This is a genomic window from Proteiniphilum saccharofermentans, from assembly GCF_900095135.1.
Lineage (GTDB): Bacteria > Bacteroidota > Bacteroidia > Bacteroidales > Dysgonomonadaceae > Proteiniphilum > Proteiniphilum saccharofermentans.
In genome coordinates this window covers 89,832-104,541 of sequence record NZ_LT605205.1, presented here as the reverse complement: position 1 = coordinate 104,541, position 14,710 = coordinate 89,832, and the positions used below count along the sequence as shown (strand labels likewise).

Below are 14,710 nucleotides of genomic sequence, written 5' to 3'. Positions count from 1 at the left end.
CAAATCAAAAATCATTCAGTTTCTGTACGATCGACTCTACAGCGGCAATCAGCCCATCGGCGTTCTTGCCGCCCGCTGTGGCGAAGTGAGGTTGTCCGCCGCCGCCGCCCTGAATCTGCCTGGCCGCTTCACGCACCATATTCCCGGCATGTAATCCTCCGGCCACCAGATCATCGCTCAGCATAACGGTAAGACTGGGTTTTCCATCGGCAGAAGTTCCGGCCACAAACATCATCTTCTCCGGGAACTGTCCTTTCAGTTGGTAAGCGATATCTTTCACCACATCAACCGATCCTATCGGCATGATCAGCTTAAAGAGAGTTATACCCTGGATATCCTGCTTTTTATCGATAATTCGCTGCTTCAACTGTTCGGTTTTCTCTTTCACATACTCCCGGATCTCTTTTTCCATCTCTTCGTTGTCGGCAAGTAACCGGCGGATCCCTTGCATCACATCAGGTACATTATGCAATAGATTCTTTATCTCGACTAATGCATCCTCTTTAGCATAAAGATAATCTTCACACACTTTTGCCGTTACCGCCTCGATACGGCGTACACCGGCTGAAATGGCACTCTCGGTAATAATACGGAATGTGCCGATACGTCCCGTAGATGAGATATGCGTACCACCGCACAATTCAATAGAAGAACCGAAACGGACGGTACGCACGTCATCACCGTATTTCTCACCAAACAACGCCATTGCTCCCTGGGCTTTTGCCTCTTCAATGGGTACATGACGATGCTCTTCAATCGGATAATTACTCCGTATCTTTGCCGTCACCCGTCTTTCCACTTCACGGATCTCTTCGGGAGTCATCTTCCCGAAGTGGGAGAAGTCGAACCGCAACAGTTCAGGAGATACATACGACCCTTTTTGTTCCACATGCATGCCCAATACCTCACGAAGTGCCTCGTGCATCAGGTGGGTAGCAGTATGGTTACATTCGGTAGCCGTCCGCTTTTCCGTATCGATCCGGGCAGTAAAGGTTCCTTCTATATTCGCCGGCAATTTCCGCGTAAAATGCACCGCAAGATTATTCTCCCGCTTGGTATCAAAAATATCGGTCTTCTCGCCTTCTTCGGGAATCAGCCAGCCGGTATCCCCTACCTGCCCCCCCATTTCAGCATAAAAGGGTGAACGGGAAAGGACAATCTGAAAGAATTCCCTGTTCTTTTGTTTTACAGCACGGTAACGGAGGATACGGGTCTCGGTTTCAGTTTCGTCATATCCTGTAAACTCCGGTTCACCATCACGTACTTTAGTCCAATCGCCGGTCTCTACCGCAGCGGCATTACGGGCACGTTGTTTCTGTTTCTCCATTTCGGTATTAAAACCGCCCACGTCGACCGTCATTCCGTGTTCACGCAGGATCAGTTCTGTTAAATCCAGCGGGAAACCAAAAGTATCATAGAGCTGGAAAGCCACTTCGCCGCTCAACACCCCACCCTCCTGTTCGGGCAGGTTTTTTTCCAAGAGACGGATACCGGTTTCCAGTGTACGCAGGAATGACTCTTCTTCCTCTTTCATTACCTTCTCAATAAGTATCTGCTGTGCTGCCAGTTCGGGATAAGCATCACCCATCACTTCAATAAGCGTGGGGATCAGCCTGTACATAAATGACTCGTGCATTCCCAGGAAAGTGTAACCGTAACGCACCGCGCGCCGCAGGATACGGCGGATCACATAACCCGCTTTGGCATTTGATGGAAGTTGTCCGTCGGTAATGGAGAAAGCGATGGTACGCAGATGGTCGGCAACAACGCGCATTGCCACATCTTTCGCGGGATCTTCGCCATAAAGTGCATTACTTATTTCTCCTATTTTTCGGATTATGGGCTGGAAAAGATCGGTATCATAATTCGACAGTTTACCCTGTACAGCCATACAGAGTCGTTCAAAACCCATTCCGGTATCAATCACTTTAGCGGGGAGCGGCTCCAGTGAACCATCTGCCTTACGGTTATACTGCATAAACACCAGGTTCCATATCTCAATCACCTGAGGATGACCCTGATTCACGAGCGACAATCCGTCTATTTTAGTCCGTTCTTCTTCCGGACGGATATCGATATGAATTTCGGAACAGGGACCGCAGGGGCCCGTATCGCCCATCTCCCAGAAATTATCATGTTTATTGCCATTGATAATCCGTTCTTTGGGCAGGTATTCTTCCCAGTAAGCAGCTGCCTCATCGTCCCGTGCGAGATTTTCTTCAGCAGCTCCTTCAAAAACGGTGACGTACAACCGTTCTTTATCTAATCTAAGCACCTCCGTCAGATACTCCCATGCCCATGCAATAGCCTCTTTCTTGAAATAGTCGCCGAACGACCAGTTGCCCAGCATCTCGAACATGGTATGGTGGTAAGTATCATGTCCCACCTCCTCCAGATCGTTATGTTTACCGCTCACGCGCAGACATTTCTGCGAATCGGCTACGCGAGGATATTTTACCGGCGCATTTCCCAGAATAATATCCTTAAACTGATTCATACCCGCGTTGGTAAACATCAGTGTAGGGTCATCCTTTATCACCATGGGAGCCGAAGGCACGATCCGGTGTTCTTTCGATTGAAAGAAATCTTTAAACGATTGTCTTATCTCTTTGGAAGTGATCATATAAACTATTCTTTGCTTCTTATTTATTCTAAACAAGATGCAAAATTACATGAAAAACTTCGTATCCCCAAGTGTGTGAATAAAAACCGTGAAGGGGAAGTCGTGAAACAGGTAAATAAGTTGTTTGTATTATATCGTGATGAATAAGGCCATTATAACATATTACAAATATCCAATAATCTCATCCATCTGCATGGAGATCTTTTTCAGATGATCCCTGTTTCCACCCGGAACCTCAGCGGTGAGCCATCCGCCCGTGTGACCGATCTCACGTACTGCTTCCATGACCACCGGCCAGTTATTGTCTCCCTTCAACAGATCCACCTTAAAACCTTCCCACAATCCTTTTGAATTCATCAACTCACGGCTGAATTCCTTGATATGGAGTTTCATGATACGCCTGTTCAATGTACGGATCCAATGTTCCGGCCATCCATAACGCAACACATTACCGATGTCGAAATACCATCCCACCAGCGGATGATTGATCTCATCGACATATCTTTTGGCTTCCACGGGGCTGATGAGGAAATTGTTCCATACATTCTCCAGGGCAATCTGCATGCCGGTCTCCTCTGCAAAAGGGATCAATTCACGGATAGAGTTCTGCGAATTGATATATGCCTGTTCATACGATACCTTTTCATTGACAACTCCAGGTACCACCAATACGGTATCACCACCCAGTTCCTTCACATCCCGAAGTGAAGCGGCTACCGACTGGATACACTTCTTTCTCACTTCCGGATCGGGATCGGAAAGTGGCAATTTCCAGTGATCCTTATTCACTACCGACGGGAGTTCAATCCCTGATTTTTCTTTTGCGTCAAGTATCTCCGCTATCGGCAAGTCTACCGGGCTGTTGAGTTCCACTCCATCGAAACCCAAATCCCTGACCAGTTTGAATTTTTCGGTTAGTGACAATTTCTCATCGATCATTCCAAACCCTAAACTCTTTTTTAAGGTCACCTTCTTCATTCCCTGCGTAGATCCGCTCTGCCAGACAGATCCTGAAACCGAAGGTGTAACGGCGGAAGAGAGGGGATTGACTGCCGCTGCTCCTGCAATGACAGCCGCAGATTTAATAAATTGTCTTCTAGAATACTGCATAATGGTTGTTTTTATGTGAATTCATCAATGGCCTGGATCTGTTTAAGTTAAGGAGCCTTATTGATCTCTGTCCTGGACACTTTCTTTTAAAACTTTTGTTCCCTTAATGCCAGGTGTTCTAAATCGAAAGCTATAAAGATAAATTATTACAATTTATTAAACAAGAAAAACAGATTTTTTAATTGGCTTTTCTATCAAATATTGTAGAACAGGTATAATATTAACCAATCATGTTTCGCTTGTTCTGATGATTACAACTAAAGATCCCCACTTTAGCCATATATGGCTTCAAATTTACATGCGAACGTTGAGTTAACAATAATACTTTTCTAATCTCCTATAAAAAGGAAAATAGAAAATTTGTCTTTCCACGTGAATAGTCGTACTTTTGAACGTCTAATATAGGTTTAATCCGTATATATGTCAATTATCACCATTACAAGCTGTCCTGTTTGCGGCAGTAACGATTTGAAGAAAACTTTTGACGGTGTCGATTACTTCTCAAGCAGAGAGGTATTTCCCGTCTGTGATTGTGCCCATTGCGGGTTTCGTTTCACAAATAATTTTCCTTCGGAAGATGCTATCGGCAGATATTACGACTCACCGGATTATATCTCCCATTCCGATTCATACAAAGGGCTGATCAACCGGCTATACCACTACTTCCGGAAAAGGATGCTGAGAAAAAAAGTCGGCCTGGTAGCAGCTCATGCGGCCAGGCCCCCCATCCGATTACTGGATATCGGCTGCGGCACGGGTCACTTTCTGGAAGCAGCAAAGGAACAAGGATGGATTGTTTCGGGTATCGAGAAGGATGAAAAAGCCCGGGAAAGCGCGACTATCCGCTCAGGCTTGATGGTAAATGACGAAAATTTTTTCTGGGAGATGGAGAGTTCCTCATTCAATGTCGTAACACTGTGGCATGTACTGGAACATCTTGAAAAACTCAATGAAACCATCGACAAAATAAAAGAGATTACCACTCCGGAAGGGATTATCGTACTTGCGCTCCCCAACTGTCACTCCTACGATGCAGGATTCTATAAAGAGTTGTGGGCTGCTTATGATATTCCACGCCATCTCTGGCATTTCTCTCCTGATACTGTCGAAAAACTACTTACCAAACATCACCTGAAAATAATAAAGAGAGTACGTATGCCTTTGGATGCCTTTTACATCTCCTTGCTGAGTGAGAAATACAGGGGGAGTAATCCGTTGATGAAATATGGGAGGCCATTCGGAGTAGGTGCGATAGGCCTTATGCGCTCCCTATTCAATCCGGAGCGAGCAAGTTCTATCATTTACATCGCGAAAAAATGGGAGATAAACAGAAATCAGGCGAATAATAGCGAAAAAACTTGCCCCTCCTAACGGAAAATATTATTTTTGAAATGGATAACATTTATCCGGCCAATTATTCCAACCGTGCCCATTTACAAAAAGATTATTATGGGAAAAAGAAAGAAACCAATTCAGTTTGATGACAAGCGCCTCTTCTATTCCATTCAGGAAGTGGCCGATCATTTTGCGGTCAACGTGTCACTTCTACGTTTCTGGGAAAAGGAATTCGAAAATATCAATCCTAAAAAAACAGCGGGAGGTACCCGCCAGTACACCCGTGAAGATATACAACAGGTAGAAATCGTGTATCATCTGGTAAAAGAGAAAGGAATGACGCTGGAAGGAGCCCGGCAGACGCTAAAATCAAAAAAAGACGAGGAAGAGAAGCGGGTTGAAGTTCTTTCCAGACTCACAAAAATAAAAAAAGAGCTGCTATCGCTGGAGACGGAATTCGACTGGCTCCATGAACAGCAGAAATACACCAAAATAAAAACGGAATAACAATGAATGTGGGATGTCGGATGTCGGATGTAGATAATTCCCAATTCCCAATTCCCAATTCCCAATTCCCAAATCCCAAATCCCAAATCCTTTAGTTCAAATAAGTATGAAAAAATATATATTTCTACCTATTCTACTCCTTTCTACTTTTATATTTGCTCAAAATGAAGCGACCGTAAAGGTAGGTGCTGAACAAACTGATCTTTATTTTCCCCTGTTGACAGGAAAACGGATTGCAGTAATGACCAACCAGACAGGAATGGCCGGAAATGAACATCTGGTGGATATGCTGGCCAGACACCAATTCAATGTAGTGGGTATTTTTTCTCCCGAACATGGTTTTCGTGGTACTGCGGATGCGGGAGAACATGTTTCGAATTCGGTTGACGAAAAGACAAATATCCCTATCTGGTCACTCTACGGCAGCGGAAGCGGTAAACCGTCACCGGACAAGATGAAGCAATTCGATGTACTGCTGTTCGACCTGCAGGATGTGGGGCTCCGCTTCTATACTTATTACGCCAGCATGGCCCGCCTGATGGATGCCTGTGCGGAGCACGAAAAAAAGATGGTCGTGCTGGATCGTCCCAACCCGAACGGATTCTATGTGGATGGCCCGATCCTCGATATGAAACATAAATCGGGTGTAGGATGGCTGCCTATTCCGGTGGTACACGGCATGACACTCGGTGAGCTGGCGTTGATGATCAACGGGGAGAAATGGCTTCCGGAAGGCAAGGTGTGTGATGTGACGGTCGTTCCCTGCAAAAACTATACCCATCAAACCCGTTATGAGCTGCCCATCGCCCCGTCCCCAAACCTCCCCAATATCCACTCGATCTACCTGTATCCTTCCACCTGTCTTTTCGAAGGGACGGTGATGAGCCTGGGGCGTGGTACATCATTCCCTTTTGAGGTATACGGACATCCGCAGTATAAAGGATCTGATTTTTCGTTCACTCCCCGAAGCGTACCCGGCGCCAAGAATCCGCCACTGCTCAATAAAAAATGCTACGGAGTGGATCTGCGGCAGGTCCCCAATGAACTAATATGGAAAAACGGATTCGACCTCTCCTATATCATCGATGCCTATAATAACCTGAATATGGGAGAGAAGTTTTTCTCCTCCTTCTTTGAAAAACTGGTCGGAATAGACTATATCCGCAAAGATATTATCGCGGGAAAATCAGCCGGAGAGATCAGGGAAAAATGGTCCGGCGATGTGGAGACATTCAAACGGCAACGAAAACCTTATCTTCTCTATCCAGAGTAATTGGAAAAATGATATCCCGGATATTAAAATTTTGTCATTATTTTTTGAATATTTATCCTATACTCTGAGGGTTGTTGCCGGAAGTTCCGAGACAGGACCCACCATAGCAATTGTAAATGCTGATGGGGTCGATCATACATTGTCTCTCCTTGCCGCGAGTATATCCAGTACTACCTTTAAGAACAAACAGGGGACGCCTATTTTACAGGCATAGCTGTTTTCAAATACAAGAACGTTTTGAGTTATTTTTTGTACTTTTGTATTTTGCTTCCGTCTTTTTGACGTTACGTCCGCCGGGCAAAAAAACCGGAGGTGAAGCATCATCGTAAAACAGGATAAGACCGCACAAGACGAGACAAGATGATCGTAGTTGTGTGCGGATTTTGTATGATTAAACTCAATTATGTTCGTATGGAGATTGCAAGCAAATACAACCCCGCAGAGGTAGAAGAGAAGTGGTATAAATATTGGATGGACAACAAATTGTTCCACTCTGAACCGGATAGTCGCGAACCCTATACTATCGTTATTCCGCCACCTAACGTCACCGGCGTACTGCATATGGGGCATATGCTCAATAACACTATCCAGGACGTACTGGTACGCAGGGCGCGGATGCAGGGAAAGAACGCCTGCTGGGTGCCCGGCACGGATCATGCTTCTATTGCTACCGAAGCAAAAGTGGTGAACAGGCTGGCTGCACAGGGTATCAAAAAGAATGAACTCAGCCGGGAAGAATTTCTGAATCATGCATGGGACTGGACTCACGAGCATGGAGGGATTATCCTGGAACAGTTGAAGAAGCTGGGTGCTTCCTGCGATTGGGACAGGACTGCTTTCACTATGGATGAGATCCGTTCTGAGAGCGTACTAAAAGTATTTTGTGATCTACATGATAAAGGACTTATTTACCGCGGAGTAAGGATGGTCAACTGGGATCCAAAAGCCCTTACAGCACTTTCTGACGAAGAGGTGATCCATAAGGAAGTGACCGGCAAACTCTATTATCTACGATATAAAATTGAGGGTGATCCCGACGGGGCATACGCAGTGGTCGCCACTACCCGCCCCGAAACTATCATGGGTGATACGGCCATGTGCATCCATCCCGATGATCCCAAAAACACCCACCTGAAAGGGAAAAAAGTCATTGTTCCTTTAGTCGGCCGGGCTATTCCCGTAATTGAAGATGACTATGTGGATATCGAATTCGGTACCGGTTGCCTGAAAGTGACCCCGGCACACGATGTGAACGACTATATGCTGGGCGAAAAGTACAACCTGCCATCCATCGACATATTCAATCAGGACGGCACACTGAATGAAAATGGCGACCGATATGTGGGAATGGATCGTTTTGAGGTACGCAGGCAGATCGAAAAAGACCTGGAAGAAGCCGGACTATTGGAAAAAATGGAGCCTTACACCAACAAAGTAGGCTTTTCGGAACGTACTGATGCAATAATCGAACCGAAGCTCTCAATGCAATGGTTCCTGAAAATGGACGACCTGGCACGTCCTGCCCTTGAAGCGGTGGAAGATGGAACCATCCGCTTCTATCCTGAAAAATATAAGAACACTTACCGCCACTGGATGGAAAACATCAAGGACTGGTGTATCAGTCGCCAGTTATGGTGGGGACACCGGATACCAGCTTACTTCCTCCCGCAGGGAGGATATGTGGTAGCCATGAGCCGGGAGGAGGCATTCGAAAAAGCATTGGAAAAAGTGGATTATCCGCTATCGATCGACGACTTGAAACAGGACGAGGATGTGCTCGATACCTGGTTCTCTTCATGGCTGTGGCCTATTTCGGTATTCGACGGCATCAACCACCCCGATAACAAGGAGATTGCATACTATTATCCTACAAGCGACCTGGTGACTGCTCCCGAAATTATTTTCTTCTGGGTGGCACGCATGATCATGGCAGGATATGAATACCGCAAGGAACCCTGCTTCCGCAATGTCTATTTCACGGGGATTGTACGGGATAAACTGGGACGGAAGATGTCCAAATCGCTCGGCAATTCACCGGATCCTATCGAACTGATGGAGAAATACGGTGCTGACGGCGTACGTATGGGTATGCTGCTCACTTCCCCGGCCGGGAACGACCTTCCTTTCGATGAATCGGTCTGCGAACAGGGACGTAATTTCAACAACAAGATATGGAATGCTTTCCGCCTTATCAAAGGATGGGAGACCGATGACACCATACCTCAGCCGGAAACGGCTAAGATCGCGGCTGAATGGTTCCGGAGCAAACTCTCCGAAACTATCGCCGAATTAGATGACCTCTTCTCCAAATATCGCCTTTCGGAAGCGTTGATGCTGCTTTACAAACTCTTTTGGGACGAGTTCTCTGCCTGGTACCTCGAAATGATAAAACCGGCCTATCAACAGCCTATCGACACGGAAACATATAAGATCACACTCTCTTATTTTGATGCGCTGATGCGGCTGCTACACCCCTTTATGCCGTTTATTACCGAAGAGTTGTGGCAGGCTTTGTGCGACAGGAAGGCAGGTGAGAGCATCATGACCAGTCTTCAACCGAAACAGACTCCGGCAGATAAGGAACTACTGAACGATTTCGAAACACTGAAAGAGGTAGTTGCCGGTGTACGTACTATCCGTCTGGAAAAGAATATCCCCAACAAGGATGAATTGGAATTACAGGTAATCGGTCAACACAACCATCAATATAATAGTGTGATTTCCAAGATATGCCGTCTCTCCTCCGTCATTTCTGTTTCTGAAAAGCAACCCGGAGCATCGGGTTTTCTTGTAGGGACTATCGAATACAGTATTCCCCTGGCGGATAAAATGGATGTGGAAGCTGAACTCCAGAAGTTGAAGGTAGAACTCACCTATACCGAAGGTTTTTTACAGTCGGTATTAAAAAAACTGGGTAACGAACGGTTTGTACAGAATGCAAAACCTGAAATCGTGGAAGGGGAGCGCAAGAAACAGGCTGACGCCGAAAGTAAAATCGCCCTGCTGAAGGAGAATATCGCGGTATTGGAGAAATAAACAGAGGATTACAGTTTTTATATCCGGGATACCGGCCCTGTCCGGTCTCTCCCATTTAACTATAACACGGCTGAATAATGAGTGAACCCTTAGCACATATTCTGCCATATATCACTTCCTGTCTGGGAGAAAGAGTGATGAACGCCAGACCAGTTTCCGGCGGGGATATCTCTTCGGCATACCGCGTGGATACCGCAACGGGACAATACTTCCTGAAAGTGAACAACGCTCCTTTTGCCCTGGAAATGTTCTACTCGGAACAGGAGGGATTACAAGCCATTGAAGAATCCAAAACTATCGCTGTACCCCATGTGCATCTTGCTGGCTCCATCAATGGGCAAGCCTTTCTCCTGATGGATCTTGTGGAAAGCAAACGACCGAATCTCTCCGATTATCAACGCCTGGGTAGTCAATTGGCCGGATTACACCAATGTTCACAAGCAGACTTTGGATTTTCTTCCGATAATTTTATCGGCAGTCTGCCCCAGCAAAATCATCCTCATACCAACTGGGCTGAATTCTATTGGTTCGAGCGTATTCTCCCTCAACTTCAACTGGCACTCAGAGACGGATTAATACAATCACAAATGATACCGGAAGAAGAGAGAGCCATCACCCTGTTCCGGGAAATCTCCGGCGATATAAGACCTGCTTTACTGCACGGTGACCTCTGGGGTGGCAACTACCTGATCGCAGCAGACGGCACGCCCTTCCTGATCGATCCTGCCGTATATTATGGCCACTCAATGGTCGACATTGCCATGAGCCGGCTCTTTGGCGGTTTCGGGGCCGAGTTCTACGATGCCTATCACGAGATTATCCCCCAATCTACTCATTACGATACACAAATTGAATTGTATCAACTCTACTATTTGCTGGTACATCTCAACCTCTTCGGCAGCGGGTACTACTCTTCCGTCTCATCCATTTTGAAAAGATACTTTTGAGATAAACGGATAAACCAACGTTAACATTCAGGGAAGCAACATCTGTAAAGCTAAATATCTATTAATCTATATATTTTTTGCAACTTTGTAGGATTATGGTAAAAAAATTATGCATCTTATTCACCTTTTACCGGTATTATATCTGGGTATCTCTTCTTGTCAATCTGATTTGTGCTTTTTTCTTATGGAAAAACGGGATTGGCATGTATCCAATGCTATTCTGGTTCAAGATATTTACAATGGGAGCATCATTCTATCTTATAAATGATTACAGGAAGCAGATATACTTTTATTTCCACAATTTTGGCCTTTCTAAAAAAGTACTCTGGATATTCTCTCTCCTGTTTGACCTGCTCCTGTTCTTCGCTATGATGATTTTGGCCTATAATCTTCGATAAATAATTTTCGTTCCCTATATCCTGATGTAAAACATAATTAAGAGATGAAACATGCATTGGAAATAAGTAGTGTCCGGTTGCTATTTGGAGAAAGACTCATTCTTTCGGACGTTTACCTGAAAATTGAAACCGGAAATATAATGGGGCTACTCGGACAGAATGGATGTGGAAAATCATGCCTGATGCGCGGTATATATGGAACGCTTGCTTGTGAGAAATCTGTAAGTATTGACGATATCTATTTTCTTGATGTTTACAAACATCCCCAACTAGTACGTTATCTTCCTCAACACAATTTTATTCCCAAATGGCTCTCTTTAAAACATATCTTTCGGGATTTCCGTGTTGACTTCACCGGATTCGCTGAACTCTTTCCCGAGTTCCGGGGACGTGAAAAAGCAAAAACAGGAGAACTCTCCGGGGGAATGCACCGTCTGGTGGAGCTGTATATTATTTTAAAGTCCGACTCGCAGTTTATACTGCTCGACGAACCTTTCACCCATATCAGTCCCGTACATAACGATATAATAGAAAATACCATCCTTTCGGAAGCTGAAAATAAAGGCTTTCTGATTACCGACCATATGTATCGCCGTATCCGTAAGGTTAGCGATCCCGTCTATCTACTTTCAAACGGGAAAACACATTTAGTGAAAGAGGAAGAGGATCTAAGGGTATTAAGGTACGTTCCCCGGTGACATTCTCGATTTCGTTTGCGTTACAATATCCACACCCACAAATATCAATAACGAAGCAATGCTCTCATCTAACTTTGTATTTTCAAACAATATCCGGGATCATCAAAGGTAACAGACGAATTACGGTCGATACAGCGCTACGTTTAAGCCTCTTCTGTGGATAGAATAAATTCACTCTACTTCAAACCGTATTGACAACGAAATACCATTCTCATCCACAACGGTAAGGATATACTCACCCGGATCAGGAGAGAGTTCCATCTGGTGGATACTGGATGTTTCTCCCAAATAATCCGTGCCGAGATGCCAGAAGACACGTGCCGAGGGATTCCGGTGTGCCAGTTCGAAAACGGCTTTTCCACGCGAACCATCCAATTGTTTGGTTATTCTGAGTATCGCTCCCGGATAGGGATAGATAAACTGCATCACCGTGTCGGAGAGGTTTCCGGAAGTACATTCAGGGGAGAAAGGAGGTAACGACCGATAACCCGGATGACTTTGTTTGTAGTACCATTCCCACGACGGCGGTAACTGGAACCATGAAACGGACCGAATACCCCTGTCACCTGCACATTGTTCATATACCCGGTACTGTCCGTCTTCAGACAGGTGGATTCGCCTGTGATAACTGCAGACCGCTCCCTGCAACCCTTTTGCAGGAACAAGCAGGGTGTCGATGGAGTTTTCTGGACAATACATCCCCTTCAACTGGCCGCTCTCACGGCATACAGCCACTTCGGCCAGCTCTCCGTAAGGCGTTTCGAACCACCTGGTAGCAGGTAAAATATTGAACAGGTCGAACATCACCTGTGCTGACGTACGTGCCCCTGTGAGTCCCGGACGGCCTTCACCGCTTGCATTGCCTGTCCATACAGCGACAAGATATTTGGGTGTAACACCTACCGACCACGCATCGCGGAATCCGTAACTTGTACCTGTTTTCCATGCGACCCTCCGGAGAGATGGTACAAAGTCCCAGTTCAACTCTTCCGGCCGGTTCACATTGGTCAGCGCCTGTAACATAAGCCATGCGGCACCGGCATTGAACAATGGTGATTCATCCTGTTTCGATCTTAGCGCACTATTTTTCGCCATGGCAAAGTTCCCGAACAAGTTCGAACTTTGCCCATCTGGCTTAACAAAATAGTTCCGTTCTCGTGGCTGATGATCACGCAACAGCCTGAAATTCTCCCACTCATAGTATGTCCCGTCACGGTTATAATCCGTCACGGTATGTGCCATCCGGGCATAGGCGTTGGCAATATCCCATAACGTACCCTCTGTCCCTCCGAGGATCAGGGAAAGCCCGTAATGGCCGGCCGGCCGGTTGAGGGTGGTCAGTCCCGCCTTTTTTAAAAGATCGTAGAATTTCGGTACGCCATACTTCCTTAATGAAACCACTGAAGGGACATTCAACGAACGCGCCAGTGCCTCATCCGCATGTACCGCACCGTCATACCCCAGACTAAAATTCTTAGGGGCAAATCCGTTTATATTGATGGGAACATCGGGAAGCAACTCCGTGGGCAACAGTGCACCCTCCTGCAACATGGCGCAATAGAGGAACGGTTTCAGTATGCTACCCGTACTTCGGGGAGATTGAATAATATCTACCTGGCTGCCATAGGCATTGGTTCTGAATCCCACGTTACCGTTATAAGAAAGCACTTCGTTCGTCTCCAGGTCGACAATCAACGCGGCAAGGTTAAATATACCGTTTTGCGAAAATTCGGTATTCCAGCGGTCTAACACCTCTTCGGCACGCATTTGCAGGTGTTTGTCAACCGTAGATTGGATATGGTTTCCGGGATTCTGTAAAAAGGCCTGTGTCACCAGGTGAGGTGCGATCTGCGGCAAAGGATGCGGGTGATCAGGTAACGGCTCCGACACAGCCAGTTCATAGTCTGTCTGGTCAATGATATTGTCATCGAGCAATTGACGCAAGAGACGGTTTCGCTTCTTCAACAAACCTTCCCGGTCACGACCAAAGTGCATCATCGCGGGTGAATTGGGCAATACTGCCAGCACAGCCGCTTCACCCCATGAAAGAGACTCTGCGCTATGTCCGAAATATCGCCACGACGCAGCATCAATACCCACCACATTTCCACCCATCGGCGCATGCGAGGCATACAACGCCAGAATCTTCTTTTTTGAGTATGATAATTCAAGCCGGGTAGCGAGGATGACTTCGATGAACTTTTCGAAATAAGTACGTTTATTCCGGCGCATCAGCCGGACTGTCTGCATGGTGATGGTGCTTCCGCCACTCACTACCCTACCCGCTTTCACGTTCTGTATCATCGCCCTGCCAAGCGCTAAAGGGTTTACGCCCGGATGATAACGAAAATACCTGTCTTCAAACTGGATAAGGCATATTTCATATTTCCCGGGGACGCTGTCGGCCGGTGGAAAGCGCCATTGTCCGTCGGATGCAATGCGTGCACCCAACAGTTCACCGTTCCGGTCCGACACCAGCGTACTGTATGGCGGGTCGAACAACGTGCCGGACAGGGAAAACAAGTACCAAACCAACAAGAAAGCAAGCACCAACAGGACGGTTTTTTTTCGTAGATTCAATGTATGAACCCGTTTCAATAACGTTCCCCCGTACGACACTGTATGCCTCCCTATCTTCTTATCAGCATGCTTTACCATCTCACTCTCTATCCCATATAGATATGTGCAACTAAAGCGAAGACCTTTAGATGTTTTGTGGGGACCCATAGCTCAAGAAGAGCGTTAAAAGAGTAGTTAGCCAAGCGACTTCTACTCTTTTAGCG

At 46.2% G+C, this 14,710-nt stretch carries 10 protein-coding genes; 7 read left to right on the top strand and 3 right to left on the bottom strand.

The annotated features are described in order from the left end of the window. Window positions 1-4: 4 nt before the first annotated feature. Both alaS and PSM36_RS00335 read right to left on the bottom strand, forming a co-directional pair. Window positions 5-2,623 (bottom strand): alanine--tRNA ligase, encoded by a 2,619-nt coding sequence (gene alaS / locus PSM36_RS00340; RefSeq protein WP_076928297.1) that lies wholly within the window; start codon window positions 2,621-2,623, stop codon window positions 5-7. Window positions 2,624-2,785: 162 nt separating this feature from the next. Beyond that, window positions 2,786-3,733 (bottom strand): sugar phosphate isomerase/epimerase family protein, encoded by a 948-nt coding sequence (locus tag PSM36_RS00335; protein ID WP_076928296.1) that lies wholly within the window; start codon window positions 3,731-3,733, stop codon window positions 2,786-2,788. 468 nt (window positions 3,734-4,201) lie between these two features. On the opposite strand from PSM36_RS00335, the gene PSM36_RS00330 reads away from it, so the two are divergent. The 7 genes from PSM36_RS00330 (at window position 4,202) to PSM36_RS00295 (ending at window position 11,927) form a co-directional block, all read left to right on the top strand. Then, window positions 4,202-5,104, top strand: coding sequence for a class I SAM-dependent methyltransferase (locus tag PSM36_RS00330; protein WP_161947531.1), 903 nt, complete (start codon window positions 4,202-4,204; stop codon window positions 5,102-5,104). 78 nt (window positions 5,105-5,182) lie between these two features. Further along, the gene (locus tag PSM36_RS00325; RefSeq protein WP_076928294.1) at window positions 5,183-5,575 is read left to right on the top strand and encodes a MerR family transcriptional regulator; all 393 of its coding nucleotides are present in this window, start codon (window positions 5,183-5,185) and stop codon (window positions 5,573-5,575) included. 106 nt (window positions 5,576-5,681) lie between these two features. Continuing rightward, window positions 5,682-6,848, top strand: a complete 1,167-nt coding sequence (locus PSM36_RS00320) for an exo-beta-N-acetylmuramidase NamZ family protein (protein WP_076928293.1) — start codon at window positions 5,682-5,684, stop codon at window positions 6,846-6,848. Window positions 6,849-7,259: 411 nt separating this feature from the next. Continuing rightward, a complete protein-coding gene (locus tag PSM36_RS00310; protein ID WP_076931950.1) occupies window positions 7,260-9,884 on the top strand; it encodes a valine--tRNA ligase in 2,625 nt (874 codons plus the stop codon). Window positions 9,885-9,961: 77 nt separating this feature from the next. Further along, on the top strand, window positions 9,962-10,831 hold the full coding sequence (locus tag PSM36_RS00305) for a fructosamine kinase family protein (protein ID WP_076928291.1): 870 nt from the start codon (window positions 9,962-9,964) through the stop codon (window positions 10,829-10,831). A 95-nt stretch (window positions 10,832-10,926) separates the two neighbouring features. Next, window positions 10,927-11,229 carry a hypothetical protein gene (locus PSM36_RS17265; protein WP_154670934.1) on the top strand — a complete coding sequence of 101 codons (303 nt, stop codon included), beginning with the start codon at window positions 10,927-10,929 and terminating at the stop codon, window positions 11,227-11,229. A 44-nt stretch (window positions 11,230-11,273) separates the two neighbouring features. After that, entirely contained in the window at window positions 11,274-11,927 is a 654-nt protein-coding gene (locus PSM36_RS00295; protein ID WP_076928289.1) for an ATP-binding cassette domain-containing protein, read from the top strand. Between the two features lie 171 nt (window positions 11,928-12,098). On the opposite strand, the gene pbpC is transcribed toward PSM36_RS00295, so the two are convergent. Continuing rightward, the gene (pbpC, locus tag PSM36_RS00290) at window positions 12,099-14,585 is read right to left on the bottom strand and encodes a penicillin-binding protein 1C (protein WP_232001484.1); all 2,487 of its coding nucleotides are present in this window, start codon (window positions 14,583-14,585) and stop codon (window positions 12,099-12,101) included. Between the last annotated feature and the right edge of the window lie 125 nt (window positions 14,586-14,710).